This window comes from Bacillus sp. SM2101, assembly GCF_018588585.1.
Taxonomy (GTDB): Bacteria; Bacillota; Bacilli; order Bacillales; family SM2101; genus Nanhaiella; species Nanhaiella sioensis.
In genome coordinates this window covers 46068-66718 of the sequence record NZ_JAEUFG010000005.1, presented here as the reverse complement: position 1 = coordinate 66718, position 20651 = coordinate 46068, and the positions used below count along the sequence as shown (strand labels likewise).

20 protein-coding genes and 1 other RNA gene are annotated in these 20651 nt (G+C 34.8%); 13 read left to right on the top strand and 8 right to left on the bottom strand.

Going from position 1 to position 20651, the window contains the following annotated elements:
- The first annotated feature begins 29 nt into the window (after positions 1 to 29).
- Together JM172_RS06255 and JM172_RS06250 are read left to right on the top strand one after the other, a co-directional pair.
- Positions 30 to 830 (top strand): FxLYD domain-containing protein, encoded by an 801-nt coding sequence (locus tag JM172_RS06255; protein ID WP_214481244.1) that lies wholly within the window; start codon positions 30 to 32, stop codon positions 828 to 830.
- Positions 831 to 1219: 389 nt separating this feature from the next.
- Positions 1220 to 1645, top strand: a complete 426-nt coding sequence (locus JM172_RS06250; RefSeq protein ID WP_214481243.1) for a YppG family protein — start codon at positions 1220 to 1222, stop codon at positions 1643 to 1645.
- Positions 1646 to 1791: 146 nt separating this feature from the next.
- Here JM172_RS06250 and JM172_RS06245 read toward each other — a convergent pair whose 3' ends face one another.
- Genes JM172_RS06245 through JM172_RS06235 form a run of 3 tightly spaced genes read right to left on the bottom strand, consistent with a single transcriptional unit; the run spans position 1792 to position 2523 of the window.
- Positions 1792 to 2028, bottom strand: a complete 237-nt coding sequence (locus tag JM172_RS06245; RefSeq protein ID WP_214481242.1) for an Acb2/Tad1 domain-containing protein — start codon at positions 2026 to 2028, stop codon at positions 1792 to 1794.
- Positions 2029 to 2071: 43 nt separating this feature from the next.
- Positions 2072 to 2323 carry a sigma-G-dependent sporulation-specific acid-soluble spore protein CsgA gene (locus tag JM172_RS06240; RefSeq protein WP_214481241.1) on the bottom strand — a complete coding sequence of 84 codons (252 nt, stop codon included), beginning with the start codon at positions 2321 to 2323 and terminating at the stop codon, positions 2072 to 2074.
- Positions 2324 to 2340: 17 nt separating this feature from the next.
- The gene (locus JM172_RS06235; RefSeq protein ID WP_214481432.1) at positions 2341 to 2523 is read right to left on the bottom strand and encodes a hypothetical protein; all 183 of its coding nucleotides are present in this window, start codon (positions 2521 to 2523) and stop codon (positions 2341 to 2343) included.
- A 281-nt stretch (positions 2524 to 2804) separates the two neighbouring features.
- Here JM172_RS06235 and JM172_RS06230 point away from each other — a divergent pair, with 281 nt between their 5' ends.
- The gene (locus JM172_RS06230; protein ID WP_214481240.1) at positions 2805 to 2954 is read left to right on the top strand and encodes a hypothetical protein; all 150 of its coding nucleotides are present in this window, start codon (positions 2805 to 2807) and stop codon (positions 2952 to 2954) included.
- 196 nt (positions 2955 to 3150) lie between these two features.
- Here the strand turns inward: JM172_RS06230 and JM172_RS06225 are convergent, their stop codons facing one another.
- Positions 3151 to 3618, bottom strand: a complete 468-nt coding sequence (locus JM172_RS06225; RefSeq protein ID WP_214481239.1) for an Hsp20/alpha crystallin family protein — start codon at positions 3616 to 3618, stop codon at positions 3151 to 3153.
- Positions 3619 to 3840: 222 nt separating this feature from the next.
- On the opposite strand from JM172_RS06225, the gene hcp reads away from it, so the two are divergent.
- Positions 3841 to 5136 (top strand): hydroxylamine reductase, encoded by a 1296-nt coding sequence (gene hcp, locus JM172_RS06220; RefSeq protein WP_214481238.1) that lies wholly within the window; start codon positions 3841 to 3843, stop codon positions 5134 to 5136.
- A 268-nt stretch (positions 5137 to 5404) separates the two neighbouring features.
- Here the strand turns inward: hcp and JM172_RS06215 are convergent, their stop codons facing one another.
- The gene (locus JM172_RS06215; RefSeq protein WP_214481237.1) at positions 5405 to 6097 is read right to left on the bottom strand and encodes a Crp/Fnr family transcriptional regulator; all 693 of its coding nucleotides are present in this window, start codon (positions 6095 to 6097) and stop codon (positions 5405 to 5407) included.
- Between the two features lie 139 nt (positions 6098 to 6236).
- Here JM172_RS06215 and JM172_RS06210 point away from each other — a divergent pair, with 139 nt between their 5' ends.
- The 9 genes from JM172_RS06210 to JM172_RS06170 all read left to right on the top strand — a co-directional run bounded on the left by JM172_RS06210 (position 6237) and on the right by JM172_RS06170 (position 17838).
- Positions 6237 to 8483, top strand: a complete 2247-nt coding sequence (locus JM172_RS06210) for a DEAD/DEAH box helicase (protein WP_214481418.1) — start codon at positions 6237 to 6239, stop codon at positions 8481 to 8483.
- A gap of 296 nt (positions 8484 to 8779) precedes the next feature.
- A complete protein-coding gene (locus JM172_RS06205) occupies positions 8780 to 10015 on the top strand; it encodes a ribonuclease H-like domain-containing protein (protein ID WP_214481416.1) in 1236 nt (411 codons plus the stop codon).
- Positions 10016 to 10618: 603 nt separating this feature from the next.
- Positions 10619 to 10828: a CotD family spore coat protein gene (locus JM172_RS06200; protein WP_214481236.1), complete on the top strand. Its 210-nt coding sequence runs from the start codon at positions 10619 to 10621 to the stop codon at positions 10826 to 10828.
- Positions 10829 to 11154: 326 nt separating this feature from the next.
- On the top strand, positions 11155 to 11724 hold the full coding sequence (locus tag JM172_RS06195; protein WP_214481414.1) for an SLOG family protein: 570 nt from the start codon (positions 11155 to 11157) through the stop codon (positions 11722 to 11724).
- A 149-nt stretch (positions 11725 to 11873) separates the two neighbouring features.
- Positions 11874 to 12167, top strand: coding sequence for a cell division regulator GpsB (gene gpsB / locus JM172_RS06190; RefSeq protein WP_214481411.1), 294 nt, complete (start codon positions 11874 to 11876; stop codon positions 12165 to 12167).
- A gap of 68 nt (positions 12168 to 12235) precedes the next feature.
- Positions 12236 to 12625: RNase P RNA component class B (gene rnpB / locus JM172_RS06185), an RNA gene on the top strand.
- 378 nt (positions 12626 to 13003) lie between these two features.
- The gene (locus JM172_RS06180) at positions 13004 to 14143 is read left to right on the top strand and encodes a THUMP domain-containing class I SAM-dependent RNA methyltransferase (protein ID WP_214481235.1); all 1140 of its coding nucleotides are present in this window, start codon (positions 13004 to 13006) and stop codon (positions 14141 to 14143) included.
- A gap of 156 nt (positions 14144 to 14299) precedes the next feature.
- Positions 14300 to 16234, top strand: coding sequence for an ATP-dependent DNA helicase (locus JM172_RS06175; protein ID WP_214481234.1), 1935 nt, complete (start codon positions 14300 to 14302; stop codon positions 16232 to 16234).
- 83 nt (positions 16235 to 16317) lie between these two features.
- Positions 16318 to 17838, top strand: a complete 1521-nt coding sequence (locus JM172_RS06170) for a carboxypeptidase M32 (RefSeq protein WP_214481233.1) — start codon at positions 16318 to 16320, stop codon at positions 17836 to 17838.
- A 139-nt stretch (positions 17839 to 17977) separates the two neighbouring features.
- Here the strand turns inward: JM172_RS06170 and JM172_RS06165 are convergent, their stop codons facing one another.
- Genes JM172_RS06165 through JM172_RS06155 form a run of 3 tightly spaced genes read right to left on the bottom strand, consistent with a single transcriptional unit; the run spans position 17978 to position 20262 of the window.
- The gene (locus JM172_RS06165) at positions 17978 to 19627 is read right to left on the bottom strand and encodes a b(o/a)3-type cytochrome-c oxidase subunit 1 (RefSeq protein WP_214481232.1); all 1650 of its coding nucleotides are present in this window, start codon (positions 19625 to 19627) and stop codon (positions 17978 to 17980) included.
- The gene (locus JM172_RS06160) at positions 19627 to 20097 is read right to left on the bottom strand and encodes a cytochrome c oxidase subunit II (protein ID WP_214481231.1); all 471 of its coding nucleotides are present in this window, start codon (positions 20095 to 20097) and stop codon (positions 19627 to 19629) included. Before JM172_RS06160 ends, JM172_RS06165 begins: the two co-directional genes overlap by 1 nt.
- A gap of 18 nt (positions 20098 to 20115) precedes the next feature.
- A complete protein-coding gene (locus JM172_RS06155) occupies positions 20116 to 20262 on the bottom strand; it encodes a cytochrome c oxidase subunit 2A (RefSeq protein ID WP_214481230.1) in 147 nt (48 codons plus the stop codon).
- Positions 20263 to 20651: the final 389 nt, after the last annotated feature.

Sequence of the window (20651 nt, the reverse complement as noted above, 5' to 3'; positions counted from 1 at the left end):
TGACAAACAGAGATTATAGGGGGAATTTGATGAAGAAGTTAAGTGCTTTACTTGTATTCATGTCTGTATTATTGCTATTTATGGGATGTTCTAATGATGAAAAATTATCAGGAGCGAGCGGAGGTTCGGCTTCACCGGCAGAAGATAGCAATACAGAAGAAGTTGAAGAAACTTCTGGAGTTAGTGTAGTTGAAGTTGAAGAAGAAGAAGCTGAAGTAGAAAATGTGAGTCTGGAAATTGTTCAAGATAACGGTATAGCTTGGGTTGATTCAATAGGTACTATTTGGTTACATTCTGCAGCAATTTATGAAAACACAGGTGAAGTACCTATTAAGATTGGTGAAACACAAATGAATTTTAAAGATCAGGAGGGAGGAATTTTAGGTACAGCAACGTGGATATATGCAGTACCAAATGTAGTTTTACCTGGTGAAAAAGCATTTGTTTCAGAAAGTGCAATTATTGATGGTATTACTGATGCTAGTCTATACAAAGAAACTACATATAATTTTGAGTTTAACGAAACAACTGAAGATCCTAATTTAATGGAAGTATCAGCGATTAAAGGGGTAAAAGGCGATGAATGGACCCCATATAGAGTAACAGGCTTAGTGAAGAATACGAAGGACGAAAAACAAGAAAGTATAAGTGTCGCAGGTGCTTTATATGCAGAGGATGGAACATTATTAGGTATTTTAAATGATTATATTGATGTTGGTTTAAATCCAGGAAATGAAGCAGGATTTGAATTATTATATCCAGATATTCCGATTGAATTTGCTGATCAAGTAGCTACAATTGAAGTGATGGCATATGGTTGGAATGATTAAGATATTGCTATTATGCAGTTAATATAAATAAGGTAGATTGGGTCTTATCATAAATTTATTGCTTTTGTTAGGCACTTGGCATCCCAATTGTTTCTTTCGATAATTAATTAGATACATGAAAGAGTATTGTGACTGTTATTGTTTAAAATAGATCGCATGATTACTAGTATTATACTTAATCGAAAACAGACCTATTCTAATAAACTTATTTTATCATTGATCCCCACCCTTGCAGGTGGGGACTTTCAATTTTGTGAAGTAGCTGTGTTTAGGCTCGTAGCCTTGAATCAGAAATGAGGCTCTTTTCTCCACACGAATTTCAGCACAACACATCTTGCTTTGACATACATTATTAAGGCCAATATTAATTCCTATGGAGGGAAATAGCAATGAGTGTGATGCATCAAAGAAACAATAGGTACCCATTCCCGCCAGTTTGGCGACCACCATTTCCACGACCACCATTTTCGCAAGGGCCTTTTGTACCTTTTCAACCTACTAGTCCAATTCCACCTACGACACCATTTGCACCATTTTCAATTTCACCAGGAATTCCTGCCGCTCCTGTAACACCGTTTCGGCCAAGGCCAAGACCAAGACCAAATACGTTTCAGCCGTATCCAACACCATACCCATTACAACAACCTAATATGCAGCAACCTCAGCCTGGTTTCGGATCTATCATGAATCATTTCAAAAAAGATGACGGTTCTTATGACTATAGTAAGATGATGAATACAGCAGGACAAATGATGGGGGCGATGAATCAGTTTAATTCTGCTTTTAAAGGTTTTTCATCATTAATAAATCTATGACCATCTTTGCCGCATAGAAATGTTCCGAACGTAGTTTGAACCTTGAGAAAATGGTTAACTGCTAATTGATAGGATGACTCTTTGTTAAATGGGCAGAAGCTATATTGGTTCGGGGAATTTCTGCCCTGTAAGTCATCCTCTCTGCTCTAATGTTTTTCTAATTCAACTCTTTCACGTCTACAATGTAAAGCATAGTTAGCTGCTTCTAGATTTGAAATGGCTAGTGAATTTTCCATGCTGTGAAAATCGCCATTTTGAAATGCTTTAAGCTTATTGATTAAGATAGGAAGAACGTCTTCTACTTGACAACCGTTTATCCCATTCTTATCGATAGCACCATCTTGAAATTTAATATTAATAAAATTATCATTGTTACGTGTCAAGCTTCATCACCCCATGACCTTTATTATTGACTACTCATTATTACTAATACAGCAACTCATAAACCTCATTCAATTGCTCTACACGTTTGAAATCTTGTTCATCTAAAGCATATATTATTTCATCAGGTAAAACCTCATCTAAAAATGATATTTCTTCTTCATTTAATTCTTTAACAAAATCCCCTTCACTGCGATACGTTTTTGCAAGAAGTTTTTCATATATTTGTTCCGATATATTGTGTTTATCTAAATAGTTTGATAATGTTTCTTGTAAATATCTTAATGTCTTATCCATAATGTTTGACACACCTTTTATGTTTTATCAAAATACTCCGTAAACTCTTCAACATCTTTCACATTTTCATTATAATAGGGATTTTCCTCAACACTCGTTTCAGGATCAAGATTTGTCTTGATTACTAATCTTGGCTCTTCTGATGGGTCTAGATGAGTTTCAGTTTGTATATGTTCTGGATTTTCATTCTTTTTATTCACTACATCCACCTCCTACATATAACTTGCTTTTAATTTTTAAAAATATGTAATTTATAGTATGAAATATGAGGTGTATAATCTTTTTTCATGCGTCACAGACTATGTATTGGAGCAAAGGTCATGTCAATCCGTTGCTCCAAATGAATTGAAAAAGGAGGAGCATAGGTGACAAAGAAGCAAAATAAACCACAAAAAACAAACATGGAATTTGGAAACCAATTTACACAAAAACGTCCTAAAAAGGAAATGAATAATAAAAACGATAACTAGGAGGAATATGAATGACTAATCAAAACAATAACCGAAAGAGACAAAATAAATATCCGAACAATAGGAATGAGACTGAATTTGCTAATGAGCAGTCCATTCAACATGATTCAACTCCAGAAAATAATCCGAAATACGGAAGTGAATCTCACAAAAATTCCTAATGGAATACATAAAAAGCAGCGAATGAATATTTTCTTCGCTGCTTTTTTATATAGTATTGATTTTTTCACTTCTTCTTTGATATACACACACTAGCGTTCGTGGAACTTTATCTACTCTTAGAATTATTGAGTTGTATTTATACTCATCATTCTGTTTAATAGCAAGAAGGTTTACGAAAGAGCATTTAATGAAGTTCTATTCCTGAATGGATATCCGCTTGCGCTGTTGGCGTGGAATACGTATATCTAGTAGGCCGTCCCTAAATGTTGCCGTTACGTTTTGCTCTGGGATTTTGTAGGGAACGTGAACGGTTCTTGAAGCCTGTTGGAATGTATGCATTTTTTGGTATGTTTGTTGTTTATCATTTGTCTCTTCAATTATTTCGCTGTTATTAAGTGAGATCGTTACATAATGTTCGAAGAATTCAAGGCTTATTTGCTCTCGCTTAACACCAGGTAATTCTGCATTAATAACATACTCTTTATCTGTTTCAAATGTTCGTATAGGTATTTGTTGAATGAAGAGGGGCTCTCTAAGTAGGTCATCAAGAGACTCAAATATCCGTTTAAAAGGATTTTCACTAATGAATTCATTCATCGATTTGATTAAGCCATTGAATTCGTTCTCTAGATTTTTAGATAATTTATTATTGTCTGAACTCACAACTTTCACCTCAATTAAAAAAGTTTATTCGCTATAACTTATGCGCTTCGTTCGGAAAGGGCACAAAAAAACACACAAAGTATCTCATGTCATGTAATGAAAAAATGGTATAAATGTGAACATTTTGTAAATTATGCATAAAAGTGATTAACATCACAATTGATAGTATGCGAAAGATGTATGCTAAAACATGAAAATTCCGTTTTTAAAGGGGAGATAGACATGTTTTGTTATCAATGTGAACAAACTCCATCAGGAGGGTGTAAAGTGGTTGGTGTATGTGGAAAGGATGAAACGATCGCAAGCTTACAAGATACAATCGTATTTGGTTTAAAGGGCATCGCTGCATACAGGACACATGCTAATCAACTTGGATATACCGATCCATTTGTTGATGCAACGACTCATGAAGCACTTTATATGACGTTAACGAATTCAAATTTTAATGTTGAAGAACATATTGATATGGCAATGAAGGTAGGGCAAGCAGCAGTTCGTATCATGGACGTACTTGATAAAGCTCATACTGAACGTTTAGGTATACCCCAGCCAATAACAGTTTCTCAAAATAAAATTGAAGGAAAGTGTATCGTAGTAACTGGTCATAATTTATTTGCTTTGCAAGAGTTGCTTGAGCAAACAAAAGGGAAAGGGATAAACATTTATACTCACTCAGAAATGCTCCCTGCACATGGTTATCCAGAATTAAAAAAATATCAGCATTTAAAAGGGAATATAGGAAAAGCATGGTATGACCAACGTAGATTATTTGAAAAGTTTCCTGGTGCTATTTTAGCAACCACAAACTGTGTAATGCCGATTAAGGGCACGTATGCAGATCGAATGTATTCATATGAAGTAGCTGGCTTGGAAAATGTTCAAAAAATAGAGAATGATGATTTCACTCCTTTAATAAATAGAGCACTCCAATTACCAGATGCAAACATTGAATCAGAACAAACATTAGTAACCGGCTTCCATCATGAAACAGTATTAGGCTTGGCACCTGAAGTTATCCAAGCAGTTAAGGATGGCAAAATTAAAAGGTTTTTTGTTATAGCTGGATGCGATGCTCCAGGAAAAGGTGGAGAGTACTACCGAGAGCTAGCTACATCTTTGCCACCAGAAACAGTTATCTTAACTACATCTTGTGGGAAGTTTCGTTTTAATGATGTAGACTATGGCACGGTACCAGGGACAGAAATTCCTCGCTATATTGATTTAGGTCAATGTAATAATTCAGGCTCAACGGTAAAAATAGCACTTGCTTTAGCTGATGCTTTTGAATGTGAAGTAAATGATTTACCAATCAGTATTGTTCTTTCTTGGTTCGAGCAAAAAGCCGTAGCAATTTTACTTGGTTTATTTAGTTTAGGCATTAAAGATATTCGCATTGGGCCTAAGCCACCAGAGTTTATTTCTGAGGGAGTCCTGAACGTTTTACAAGAAACATTCAACCTCCAATTAATTGATAATGCGCAGGACGATATGGAACAAATGTTATCCTTAACTATTTAGTTCACTAAGGTAAGTTTGTTTTTTCGGATGACCAATTTACACTCACTCTGAGTAATAACAGTTTGGGAACATGAAAAATGAGTTGCTGCTCTAGCAACTCATCTTTTTGGTTGTCTTTGCATTAATTGTTGTTTTCGTAAAAGAGCTAAATTTGTATATAACCTGCGATTCGGATGTTTTTCTATCTTCAAAGTTTTGGACTTCATATAGAACTTTACCTTATTGTCCATTTCGTAATCGCTTTTAAAAAGAGCTTTTAGCCTTTAACTCACAAGATTTCTGATTCGAACTTGCTTACATCAATAACAAGGTTGCCATCGCAATTCACTGTAATATATCCTTGTTTTTTAAGCTTTGTGATCGTTCTACTTATTGTTTCCCTAGTCGTACCAATCATATTAGCTAGTTCCTTATTGGTGAATTGGGTCGACAGCACTCTAGTATGGTTATCAACTTCCGTTCCGTGAGTTTCTGAAAGTCTTAATAACAGCTTAACGATTTGTTCATATGTATTATTTAAAATTTGTTCTTCAAGTCTCTTTTGTAAATCGATAATTTTTTCACCCATCACTCTAAATAGTTTAATACAAACTTCTGGATGTTGTAAAAGTAATTGTTCAAAATTAGAGATAGAAATTGCTACAACAGCAGTACTTTCGACAGCGAATGACGAAGCTGGATAATTGCCTTTTCTAAAAAAACCTACGTGTGGAAACATATCTCCATCACTTAATACAGATACAATCTGTTCTTTCCCTTGAATATCATTTTTATATATCTTTACCTTACCAGTATGTATAAAATACACATAATCTAACGGGTCTTCATGCATGAAAATATGAGTCCCTTTTTGGTACGTTCTGGTGATTGCAATATTTACAATTTCCTTTAATTCAGTATTTATAAGTTCTTTAAATAAAGGTACATTTCTTAAAACGTCTTCAATAGTTTGTTTATTCATTTCTTTCCACTCCACAGTATTTTCATTATATTTATTTTAACAGATTTTATAATTTGGCGACTAAAAACTTTCATTGCGAACGTTTATTCGTTACAATAAAATAGATGTGATATTAATTAAAATAGGCGGTGAACAGGTAGTGAATAAAAAGTCGCTGTCCGACATTATTGACGAACTTAAAGTAAATGATAATATTATACATTGGCATGAGGTAGAGCCAGAGAAAGCAAAAACAATGAGTATACCTGACAATGTTGACTCCAGAATTAAAACAGCTTTACATAATAGGGGTGTAAACTCATTATATACACATCAATGTACGGCATATGAAGCAGTTCAAGATGGACAGAATATTGTAACGGTGACCCCAACTGCATCTGGAAAGACATTATGCTATAATCTTCCAGTTCTTCAAGCTGTTGCACAAGATGAAATGAACCGCGCATTATATATTTTCCCTACTAAAGCGTTAGCGCAAGATCAAAAGAGTGAATTAAATGAGATCATTTCAGAAATGGGGATTGATATAAAAAGTTTTACTTATGATGGTGACACCTCGCCGACGATTAGACAAAAAGTAAAAAAAGCTGGACATATTGTCATCACCAACCCTGACATGTTACATTCAGCTATACTTCCTCATCATACAAAATGGGTTAGTCTCTTTGAAAACTTAAAATATATCGTAATTGATGAATTACACACATATCGCGGTGTGTTTGGAAGTCATGTCGCGAATGTCATACGCAGGCTTAAAAGAATTTGCAATTTTTATGGTAGTGATCCGATCTTTATTTGTACTTCAGCGACTATAGCAAATCCTAAGGAATTAGCTGAAAGGTTAACAGAAAGCACAATGACCTTAATTGATGACAACGGTGCACCTAGTGGCAGGAAGCATTTTGTTTTTTATAATCCGCCTGTTGTAAATAAACCTTTAAACATTAGAAAAAGTGCAACGGTTGAAGTCAATGATCTTGCACAAAGATTTTTAAAAAATCATATTCAAACAATTGTTTTTGCAAGAAGTAGAGTACGTGTTGAGATTTTATTAAGTCATATTCAACAACTAGTACAAAAAGAACTCGGTTCAAAATCTATTAGAGGATATAGAGGCGGTTATTTACCGAAGCAACGAAGAGAAATTGAGCAAGGTCTACGCAATGGGAACATAATGGGTGTAGTGAGTACGAATGCTTTGGAATTGGGGGTCGATATTGGGCAGTTACAAGTGTGTGTCATGACAGGATATCCTGGAAGTATTGCAAGTACGTGGCAGCAAGCTGGACGTGCAGGTCGTCGTCACAGTGAAGCACTTATTATTATGGTAGCTAACTCTACTCCAATTGATCAATATATTGTGAACAACCCAAACTACTTCTTTGAAAAATCACCAGAATCTGCAAGAATCAATCCAGAAAATTTAATTATACTAGTTGACCATCTAAAATGTGCAGCTTATGAATTACCCTTTAGAGAGAATGAACAATTTGGGAAACAAGATGTGATGGAAATAATGGAATATTTAGTCGATGAAAGCGTGTTGTATCGTAATGGTGAGAAATTTTATTGGGCGAATCAATCCTTTCCAGCAAGCAATATTAGTCTGAGGTCGGCATCACAAGAGAATGTCGTTATTATCGATCAATCAAATATTGCCGATGTTAAAATCATTGGCGAAATGGATCGTTTTAGCGCTATGACTCTTTTACATGACGAAGCGATTTATATACATGAAGGGATCCAACATCAGGTAGAAAAACTAGACTGGGAACATAAGAAAGCGTACGTAAAGAAAGTGGATGTAGAATATTACACTGACGCTAATTTAGCTATACAATTAAAAGTATTGGAAATAGATCAAACAAAGAATAGAAAAACAACTACAATGAATTATGGAGATGTAACAATTAATGCTCGACCTACGATATTTAAGAAAATTAAATTGTCTTCATTTGAGAATGTAGGCTCTGGCCCAATTCAATTACCCGAAGAAGAATTACATACGAGTGCTACATGGCTTGAAATCCAAAAAGTTGAAAATAACGAAGATGAAAAAGCGTTAGAGCAAATTTTACTTGGGATTAGAAATGTATTTAGCCATATTATACCTATCCACGTCATGTGTGATCGTAATGATCTCCATGTAGTATCACAAATTAAAGCCACACATACAGGAAAACCAACAATCTTTATTTGTGATCATTACCCAGGGGGAATAGGATTAGCAGAAGAGGTCTATAAAAGTCAGGACTTAATCATTAAAGCATCGAGAAACCTAATATTACGTTGTCCTTGTGAGGAAGGTTGTCCATCCTGTATTGGTATCGAAATAGGAGGTAACGACCGCAAGAGAGCGGTGCTTAACATGCTAGAACAATTTTAACCTATTACTCTTACGTAAACTTTATTGCTATGTTACTATGACTGTTAAATGAGCTTTAATAGAGCTCAATAATCGTAATAGTAGAAAAGCTACCACGAACACGAGGTGAAAACGTGCTAATGCTTAGAACGAACAGCGACAATCAATGCCAAAACAGCTTAAGCTATTTATTTGACATGTGACTTCTAGAGCATTCATGGCTATGTTCGTATTAGATATGAGGCAGGTGAACATACGGTGATAACATAAATCAAATGGTCATTCATTTGTTTACGTTGTTACAAGTAGTATTATTTATGTCTATTAAAAACAAACTTAATTTATATAAGAAACACCTTGTCAACGAAAGTGAGAAGAATAGCCAAAGTTCAAAGACAGACGATCATACTATACCATTTCTTGAACAATGGACTTCTTTTTCGGCAAATCCATATTTTTTTGATGATCAATACTGTCTTATCAGAGAAGTTTCATATCCAATAGGGTATAAACATGGTCAACACTCGTTTGCTGAGCTCCATGAGGTAATTGAGATGTGGCAAAGTCATCACATTCAACACCCTCTTTCAGCAAAAAATAAGCAACCACATGATTTGTTCTTTTTTGATACTGAAACAACTGGATTAGGTGGTGGAGTAGGAAATACGATATTTTTGTTAGGATATGCTAGAGTGTTTCAGGACGAGGTAAAAATAAGACAACATTTTTTGCCTGCTCCTGGAAATGAAGTAGCTCTTTATCAAAGCTTTCTTACAAATGTAGATTATACTACATTAGTAACATATAACGGTAAAGCGTTTGATTGGCCACAGGTGAAGACACGACATACATTAATTAAGGAGTCTGTTCCTAAATTACCAGAGTTCGGCCATTTTGATTTATTTCATGCATCTCGAAGGTTGTGGAAGAATGAATTGGAAAACGTAAGGTTAACTACAGTGGAAAAAGAAAAGCTTGTGATTAACCGAGGGAAAGATACTCCTGGATATTTAGCACCTTTGCTGTACTTTGATTTTTTGCAAAATAAAAACCCAACAGGGATTTTCTCTGTGCTACGCCATAATGAAACAGATGTCCTTTCTTTAATCTCATTATATATACACCTCTCAAAAAAATTATTAGCTAATTACAATTTGAAAAACCCCAACGAACAGTTTGAAATTGCCCGTTGGTTAGATACTCTTGGGGAAAAGCAAAGCGCTAGTCATAAATATAAAGCCATTGCTACTAGTGAAGATGAGCATTCTGATAAAGCTAAGTTCAATTTAGCCATGATATATAAAAGAGAAAAGAATGTAAAAAAAGCAATCGACTTGTGGAAACAGCTAGTCGAATCAAATGATATGTCGTTACAAATACAAGCTGCTGTTGAATTAGCAAAAGTGTATGAGCATCAATTTAAAGAAATTGACATAGCATTAGAATATGCGAGGCTTGCCTATAACATCACTAGTGACAAGGACGAGTATAAAAAAAACAAGAAAGCTGAATTACTAAAGCGTATTAGCAGGCTCGAAAAGAAGGGGAAATAACGACCCTATTTATTTCCGTGGAAAGCGCAAAAAGAGAGTTTATTCGGCATTATAAATAAAACAAATCGACAACAAATTCATTGTATAATAAACTTGTGTCGTAGCTATTGATCTAGGGAAATACTCACCTTACTTAAGACTGTTGTGTCCATATTAAAACATGATAAAATATTCATTAATAAAACTACACGCTCTATTCACTAATAATTGTTAACAAGCAACACTGAAACTGATGAAGCTGTTTCATATGGCAATAAAGTTTGAATAGAGCTGAGCCTAAAGACAACATAGAGCTTTAAAATACATAATGGAGAGAATATGGATCATGTATAAGAAAATCGTTTATTTATTTTTTGTTGTAATATGCTTAACAGTCATTATTATGAGCAATTTTAAAACAAGTCTACTGTGACTTACTGCTAATTTTGGCTAAAGAAGGATATACATATACCAAAAGCATATGATCATGTGTAATGTGGGCGTTTTAGAAAGTTAAATCTTTTTAAAATATAGTGGTTAAATTAGGTGTATTCATTAGTACATGTTTACCCATTTTTTCATAGGCTGTTATTGTAACATATGCATATGAAAGGAGATAAGGAGATGCAACCTAGACCAATTGTACAGCCACCGATTGTTCATCCAACAAAATGCTGTGTCCAACATCACTATTGCACATTTATTGTCCCGCACATTCATCCTAGTCACGTACAGCATGTAAATCATGTATTGTATCAGCATCAACATTATTATCCACAAACAGAGTCTGTAGTCAATGAAGTTTCTAATCAACAATTTAATTGTGGAAGATAAGAATTTGAATAGAGTAAATTATAGGGACGGTGCTATACCGTCCCTATTTTTAAAGGTCGATGATGTTAGATCATTATCTGCTCATAGTCCTACGTAAAAATAAATACTATATAACTCGTTGTATCTTTTTCTATAACACGATACATATGCTATTAGCGTCTTTTTGTTGTCAAAATTGTAAGAATAAAATTAAAGTTTGAATAAAAACCTAACAGCAGCTTTTTAGAGCCATAGCAATATGGGGCTATTTTAGCAGGTCGTCATTCCTAGTCTCATTATTAAGTGATCATAGAAATGATGTTTTTCCTAAAGGAGAATGAATTTTGATCAAAGTCTTAGTCGTTTCAGGATATAAGCCCTATGAAATTGGGATTTTTTCTAATGATCATCCTGCGGTAAATTTTATAAAGAAAGCACTTAAAAGTCGTTTAGTTTCACTTCTTGATAATGGACTTGAATGGGTATTAATCAGTGGTCAGCTCGGTGTTGAACTATGGGCTGCAGAGACAGTGTATGCTTTGCAGGAAGACTATCCACACCTTAAGCTTGCAATTCTTACACCATTTCTTGAGCAAGAAGTGAATTGGAATGAAGCAAATAAAGAATATTACGAATTAATTTTATCTCAAGCGGACTTTGTTGAAAGTATTTCGAACCGATCATATGAAAATCCAAGCCAATTCCGTCAGAAAAACCTTTTTTTGGTAAATAAAAGTGATGCATTACTCGCTGTATTTGATGAAGATAAGCAAGGAAGTCCTACATATTTGCTTAATGTTGCAAAAAATAGAAGAGATACGGACAATTATGATATAATTATTATAAATTTTGATGATCTTCACTTAGTTGCTGAAGAAGAATCATTAATGAATAATCCTTGGAATGAGGAATTTTAGGGGTAGAATGCTAATTGAGGTCCGTGTTAATTTCTTAGGACAAAAAAATACTAATACGAAACAACATATGCAAAAGACAAATTGACAATTGCTCTTTCATTTGAAAAAATAGAAGTGGAAGAATGGGGAATTATGTAGAGGTGAATACGATGTTAGAACGAATTAAACTAAATGCTAAAGAAATTTTGGAAAAAGAATTTAAAACAGCGATGAGAGGCTATAAACAAGAAGACGTAGATAAATTTTTAGACTTCATCATTAAAGATTATGAATCATTTCATCAAATTATTGAAGAACTACAACAAGAAAATTTGCGCTTGAAACGTCAAGTAGATGATACATCAAAAAAACAAAGTGTACCGACTGGAAATACAAATTTTGATATTTTACAAAGATTATCGAGTCTTGAAAAGCATGTGTTCGGTAGTAAATTATACGAGTAAATGATTACCATATAAAAACTATTGCTATTTACTATGTTATTTACTATAATTAATGTTACGCGTTAATAACGTTCGGGTAATCGCTGCACATGTTCATGTGTAGAGGAAAGTCCATGCTCGCACGAGCTGAGATGCTCGTAGTGTTCGTGCCTAGTGAATAAATAAGCTAGGGTAGTTAGTGTAATACTAACTAACGGCAGGGAAATAACCTAAGTCTTCCTAGATATGGTTAGAATACCTTTAAAGTGCCACAGTGACGAAATCTTGCAAGAAATTGCAAGAGTGGAACGAGGTAAACCCCACGAGCGAGAAACCCAAATTATGGTAGGGGCACCTTCTTTGAGAAAATGAACGAGAAGAAGGACAGGTAAGGAAATTTACCTGTAGATAGATGATTACCACCTTGGTACGAGGCGTTGGCCGTTTGTAGTACAAGGAACAAAACATGGCTTACAGAACGTTATTAATGAACTGAGTTAATTAGATTAGACTTAACAGCTCTCCTAACATGGAGAGCTTTTGTTATGTGGATGACCTTAAAGAAAAAGTATGTCCGTATGCTGTTGCAGATCTAAAAAAAAAATTAATGTATACCAACATTGAGTATTTCATAGTACGATAAATTTTTTAAAAATAGCAACAAAGTTTGCGTATAGAGCTTAAGTAGATGTTATGATAATGAGGAAATTTGGAAATGATCAATAAGAGTTATTTAAAAACTGTTCATCCAGTAGGTTGATTATACCATCGTAAATAACTTAGCTGTTGGAAGGGCTAAGTGATAAATTGATTTTAAATTGAACTAAGCGAGTAATTCTAGAAAATAGGGTGATGACATGAACAATACTTATACACTTATTGCAACCGCTGCAATGGGTTTAGAAGCTATCGTTGCAAAGGAAGTACGTAGTCTTGGCTACGAATGTACAGTAGAAAACGGTAAAGTCATTTTTCAAGGTGACGAAAAGGCTATATGTAGATCAAACTTATGGCTACGTACCGCTGATAGAATTAAAATAAAAGTTGGTGAGTTCAAAGCGACATCTTTTGAAGACTTATTTGAAGGGACTAAAGCTTTAAAGTGGAGCAACTTTATACCTGAAGATGGCGAATTTCCTGTAAGTGGGAAATCTGTTAAATCAAAGTTGTTTAGTGTTTCTGATTGTCAAAGTATCGTGAAAAAAGCCATAGTTGAAAACTTGAAGGAACATTATCGATCTGCTGGCTGGTTAACAGAAACTGGACCGTTATATAAAGTAGAAATTGCTATTCACAAAGATATCGCAACGCTAACAATTGACACGAGTGGTTCTGGATTACATAAACGTGGATATCGCGTTGGACAAGGTGATGCTCCGCTGAAAGAAACTTTAGCAGCCGCGTTAGTGCTGCTTACGAACTGGGAGCCTAATAAACCGTTTGTAGACCCAGTTTGTGGCTCTGGTACTATACCAATAGAGGCTGCATTGATCGGGCAAAATATCGCTCCTGGTTTCAATAGAGACTTTGTTTCTGAGCAATGGGATTGGATTGGTAAAAGCACTTGGGATGATGCACGTCAAGAGGTAGAGGACAGGGCAAATTACGACCAACCACTGCAAATATTTGGTCATGATATAGATCATAGAATGATTACTATATCTAATGAAAATGCTGAAGAAGCTGGACTTGGGGACCTTATAACATTTAAACAAATGCAGGTGAGAGATTTTACGACTAAGGATCAATATGGTGTTATCGTTGGTAACCCACCCTATGGTGAGCGGATAGGTGAAAAACAAGCAGTGGAGCAAATGTACAAAGACATAGGCAAAGTATTTGGTGACCTCGATACTTGGTCAAAGTATATCGTTACTTCCCATCCGGACTTTGAAAAATTATACGGGAAGAAAGCTACTAAAAAGAGAAAATTATTTAACGGTTTTATTAGAACTGACTATTATCAATATTGGGGAACTAAATCTCCAAGAAAATAATAACGAATGACAGTGTTCTCCTTCTATGAGAAAAGATGAAAAATCTATAAATGGTGATGATAGGTGAGTAATTTTTACGTGCATCATTACCCGGTGCATATTATTCATTAAAATATCATTATCGTTGTAACATTTAATATCGGAGGAATATAATTAATGATTCGTGAACGACTACCTTTTCAAGTATTAACGAATGATAACTTTTTTGATAAATTAAATGAATGGATTGGCGATGTGTTTTATGACATACTACCCGAAGCAGGTTTAGAGCTTAGAGATGAACAGATTTTCATGGCATTTCAGCTTGAACGTGCATTTAAGGAAAAGAAGATAATATTAGCTGAGGCTGGGGTTGGAACAGGAAAGACAATTGTATATTTATTATATGCATTGTGTTACGCAAGGTATACAGGTAAACCCGCAATTATTAGCTGTGCTGATGAGTCATTAATTGAACAGCTTGTTAAAAAGGAAGGAGACATTGCAAAACTTCGAAAACTATTAAATATGAATATTGATGTCAGACTGGCAAAATCCCCTGATCAATATTTGTGTTTGAACAAACTAGATGATGCAATGACTTTTTCAGAGCATGACAATATTAATGATGTTTATGATTCTCTACCGAAATTCGTGAATAATCATGCAGCACTACAACAATTTACACCTTATGGGGATCGAAAACAATATCCTCTGTTGTCTGATGAGGAATGGAACATGATTTCATGGGATGTATTTCAAGATTGCTCAAGTTGTGAGAAGCGACATCGATGTGGACAAATTTTGTCTAGAGATCATTATCGCAAGGCTACAGATTTAATTATTTGTTCACATGACTTTTATATGGAACATGTCTGGACGAAAGAATCACGTAAGAGAGAAGGGCAATTGCCGTTACTCCCTGAATATAGCAGCGTAGTTTTTGACGAAGGGCATCTGTTAGAAATTGCGGCACAAAAGGCGTTGACCTATAAAATAAAAGCAACATTATTAGAAGGATTATTAACTCGACTGCTTGAAAATGAGATAAGAGAAGAGCTTGCATTGTTAATAGAAGAGACGATTGAAACAAATCAGTTATTTTTTGATTCAATAGTGGAGCAAGCTGTTCAAGTACAAGGGTCTCATCGAATGAACCTTGCTTTATCCGGCTCTATTATTAATTATGCTAAACAATTAAACGAAAAGTTAATTGCCATTGGAGATGCACTAGTTTTCGAAAGTGAAACATATACGATTGAAGAGTATCAATTGAATATTGTTGATGAATATATTGATCAAGTGCAATATTCTTTGCAGCTAATGGTTGAAAATGATGAGGCTATAACATGGATTGAAGCAAACGATGATGAAACAACTGTTGTGATTATGCCAAAATCGGTAGAGAATGTACTAGAGGAAAAAGTTTTCTCAAACAACATTCCGTTTGTCTTTAGCTCTGCAACACTTTCAAATAACCAATCTTTTGAGTATGTTACAGCTAGCTTAGGTATTCGTGATTATTTATCGTTTTCAGTGGAATCGCCATTTGATTACGATGAACAAATGAAGATAAAGATGCCAATCCTAACAGCTAATGACAACTTATTTCAGCAGAAGTTTACGTATACACTAAAAGAATTACAGAAATCGAATGGAAGAGCGTTATTATTATTTAATAGTAAACATGATTTACAGTTATTCAAAGAACACTGTAGTGAGCAAACGGAATTTTCATTTTTATTTGAGGGAGATAGAGAGATTAGTGAACTAGTTTCAATATTCCAAAATGAAGAACATACTATACTTTGTGCGCAGCATCTTTGGGAAGGTTTAGATATACCTGGCCCAGCTTTGTCTAATCTTATTATTTGGTCTTTGCCATATCCACCAAATGACCCTGTATTTAATGCAAAACGTAAAGCATCTGCGGATCCGTTTTGGTCAATTGATGTTCCTTATATGATGCTTCGACTACGTCAAGGGGTTGGACGTTTAGTTCGTTCTCATCATGATAAGGGTGTTGTGACAATTTTTTGTACAAGTGATATTGATAAAGAATTAATCACAAAGGTAGAAACAAATCTTCCTACAAATGTTACAAAATCTTAAGAATATTTAAATGTAAGATTTAGAAGGATTTATTATAATTGTATAGAATTATAGTAAATGAAAACTGTTTAAGGAGGAACAACATGAATCAAGATATATTAAAATTAGAACAACAATTTTTAGATTATGTAAAAAAAATAATTGGCTATAATGAAGCTGTTGGATTAATGCATTGGGACCTACGCACAGGCGCTCCGAAAAAAGGTGTGGCTCAACGTTCTGAGGTAATTGGAACTTTATCATCTGAAATCTTTGCAATGACTACTTCTGAAGAAATGGCTTCATATATTGCGAAGCTCTCGTCACAAGGTGTTAAAGAGCAGCTATCTGAAAAAACGATCAAAACTCTTAAAGAATGTAAAAAACATTATGATAAGAATAAAAAAATTCCTGCTGAAGAGTATAAGGAGTTTGTCATTCTTCAATCAAAAGCTGAGTCTGTGTGGGAGGAAGCAAAGGCAGCATCAGACTTTTCAATGTTCCAGCCTTACCTAGAAAAATTAGTCGACTTTAACAAGCGGTTTATTGAATACTGGGGTTATAAAGATAACAAATATGATGTACTACTTGACGATTATGAGCCAGGTATGACTGTGGACATTTTAGATAAGGTCTTTCATGAAGCCCGTGAGCGAATTGTCCCATTAGTAAAAGAAATTGCTGCAGCAGAACAGCCTGAAACGAGCTTCTTGTTTGAACACTTTCCTAAAGGTAAACAACGTGAATTTAGTTTAGCAATTCTAGAGCAATTGGGCTATGATTTTGAAGCTGGTAGATTAGACGAAACAGTACACCCATTTGCGACAGGCTTAAACCCAGGAGATGTACGCATCACGACAAAATATGATGAAAAGGATTTCCGAACTGCGGTTTTTGGAACAATTCACGAGTGTGGTCATGCATTATATGAGCAAAATATTTCAACTGACTTAACAGGCACTCCTTTATGTTCAGGAACATCAATGGGCATTCATGAATCACAATCACTGTTTTACGAAAATTTTGTAGGACGCAATTATTCTTACTGGAAAAAGAATTATGATTTATTAAAAGATCATACAAATGGTCAGTTTGATTCTATAGAGTTAGATGATTTCTATAAAGCTATTAATGAATCAAAGCCTTCATTAATCCGAATCGAAGCAGACGAATTAACTTATCCGTTACATATTATGATTCGATATGAGATTGAAAAAGGATTATTTAACGGAGAAATTGAAGTGAAAGACTTACCAGAAGTTTGGAATAATAAATATGAGGAATATTTAGGTGTACGCCCTTCTAATGATGCGGAAGGAGTGCTACAGGATGTGCATTGGGCAGGTGGAATGTTTGGATATTTCCCTTCATACGCATTAGGGTATATGTATGCAGCCCAACTAAATAAAGCGATGCTTGTAGGTATTCCGAATTTTGATGAGTTAATGGAAAAAGGGGAATTAGAGCCAGTTCGCGAATGGCTCACAGAGCATGTACACCAATTTGGTAAACTGAAAAAACCACTTGAAATCCTACAAGATGTAACAGGTGAAGGATTAAATGCAAATCATTTGATCGAGTATTTAGAAGAGAAGTACCGTAGAGTCTATCAAATTAACAGCTAATGTTAGTTTAGCAAATGAAAGATAGCAAAGCCTCCTTTGTCATTTTACAAAGGAGGCTTTTGTAATAAATAAAAGACATATAATAAGCGCTTTGTGAAGTATATTAACACGACTTCACAAGGCGCTTGTTGTTACATTTTTACCATAACCTATAACCTTTTGAACCGACTGGTGCATTTTGAATCATGTCTATGAACGGAATTGTATATGCAAATAATATTAACAAAATAGTAATTCCAATCCATAGTTTCCAGTTTTCAAGAACCATAGGTGTTTTTTCGGCATGCTCTGTAACCTCTGCAACTGGGAATTCAGTTTCACCTTTTGGTGCAAAAAATGCTAAATTAGTAATAATAATTAGTACTAAGATGATACCGATGAATAAGATAGAACCGCCAATTGCTTGCGCGATTTGATAAGGAATCCATTCCAGTGCTTGTTCTGAGCCGCCGTATGTTGAATAATCGGAACGACGTGGAGCACCTAGTAGCCCAGCAGCATGCATTGCTCCTGACATAAATGTCATCCCGATAGCCCATACAATGGTTTGAATGATTGCTAGTTTGTTCATAGCCTTCGTCATTACACGCCCTGTAATGTGTGGGATTAACCAATAGGCTGCACCAAAGAACGTAAGTAAAACAGTTGTTGCTAATGTTAAATGGAAATGACCTGTTACCCAAATGGTGTTATGGACAACTTGATTTAATTGGTTACTTGCGTTAATTAAACCACCTGCACCAGCTGGAATGAAGAATAACATTCCTATAAACGGTGCAAAAAAGCGTGCATCTTTCCAAGGTAGCTTCTTAACCCAGCCGAATAACCCAGTTGCACCTTTTGAGCGACCATACAATTCGAACGTTGCAAACATTGAGAAAGCCGTCATTAAAGATGGTATAACAACTAAGAAAGTTAAAATAACTTGTAAAAACTTCCACGCTGGATCAATTCCTGGCTCTGTTAATTGATGGTGAAATCCAACAGGGATAGAGAATAGTAAGAATAAAATAAATGACATTCTAGCTAGAGCATCTGAGAATATTTTAGTCCCCAATACTTTAGGAATAACAACATACCAAATCATGTATGCTGGTAACAGCCAGAAATATACAAGTGGATGACCAAAATACCAGAATAATGTACGACTAACTAACACATCAATTGTTTCAACAATACCTAATGACCACGGAATAAATTGAACTAGGACTGTAGCAGCTAAGCCTAGTGTTGCTACTAACCACAATATCATATTAACGATAGACATAAAGCTTAATAGTGGACTAATCTCACCTGGATGTTGTTTACGCCACTTTCTGTAATGTGCAAACATAGCAAATCCAGCTACCCAGCTACCAACAACAACCAAAGTTAAGCCTATGTAAAAACCTGGATGTGCTTTTAAAGGAGCGTAGAATGTATAAAGTACTGATGCTTCATTCAATAAAATAAATACTGCGGCAATTGCCGTACCAATGGTCATCATCCAAAACCCGATCCAACCAGTCAAGCGAACCTTATTGGATAATGCACCTGCTGTTCTACTTAGGCTGGCAAATTGAAAGCCGATAATGAAGAATGTAGTTAAAACAAGACCAAGTAATACGCCGTGTACAGTTAAAATTTGATAATAGCCAAGCCATGAAGGGAGGGTAAATTCCCCTGAGCGAACAAGTGTTTGTAATAATCCTGCTAATCCTCCGAGTGCTAGTGCAATAAATGCGACATAAATATGTGCCATTGCCAATTTTCCATCGCGTCGATCAACTTTCGCTTCAACAATACTCATTATTCAACCACCTCGATTGTTGCAGTCATACTAGTATGACCTATTCCACAATATTCATTACATAAAACTAAATACTCTCCAACTTCATCAAACGTAGTTGTTACTTCGCTTATGTACCCAGGTTCAAGCATCATATTTGCATTTGTACCTGCTATTTCAAAGCCGTGAATAACATCTTTCGTTGTAGCAACGATTTTTACTTTCGCACCCTTTGGTACTTGTACTTTTGTTGGAGAGTAACTAAATGCAGAAGCAACAAATGTTAATTGATATTCATTGTCACCGATTTGTACTAACCCTGGATTATCAAATGGTGCTGTTTGGTCAACCTTTTCTGGATCAATTGTTGTTAAACAACTAGGAGGTTGGTTTCCTAAATAAAATGCGCTAATACCTATAACAGTTAAGAAGACAAGTAGAGTTCCAACTCCAAATAACAACCATATTTTTTCAAACTTGTGCATGTGCATCGACTAATTCCCCTCCTTCTATAAGCGGTCTACAAATAAAAAATAAACTCCCAACCAAGTAATGATTAGAAAGAAACCCAACAACATTACTGAAGCTAACGCTCCTTTTAATGAAGGCTCACTTTCTATTTTAGTTTTTTGATTTTGAAGCTCAGTTTTCGGCATCTCTCTCACTCCCTTCGCTATTGAACAAATTTCCTATTATTACACTATTATCTTACTAGACTAATGTGTAAAATCCATACAGTTATTAGGTTTTCACAAATTGTTCATATGTAATATAAACACTATGATAATAGTGATAAATTAATTTATCAGTGATAAATATCACAAAAAATAAAAACAATTTGTGAAAAAAATGTGAAATAGTTAAATAGATTTGAGTTGTCTGCTTGTGACTTTTGTCATAAGGTGATAGTTATAGGGCTGGAAGTGACATTAAAATACCCTCTTCGTATACTTTGTTCCTACTTTTACTAAAAATGGGCAGAGGGATGAGTTTTATTAAAGTTCAGCAATGATAAAATAGTAAAGGTGCCATCACAACTGATTTA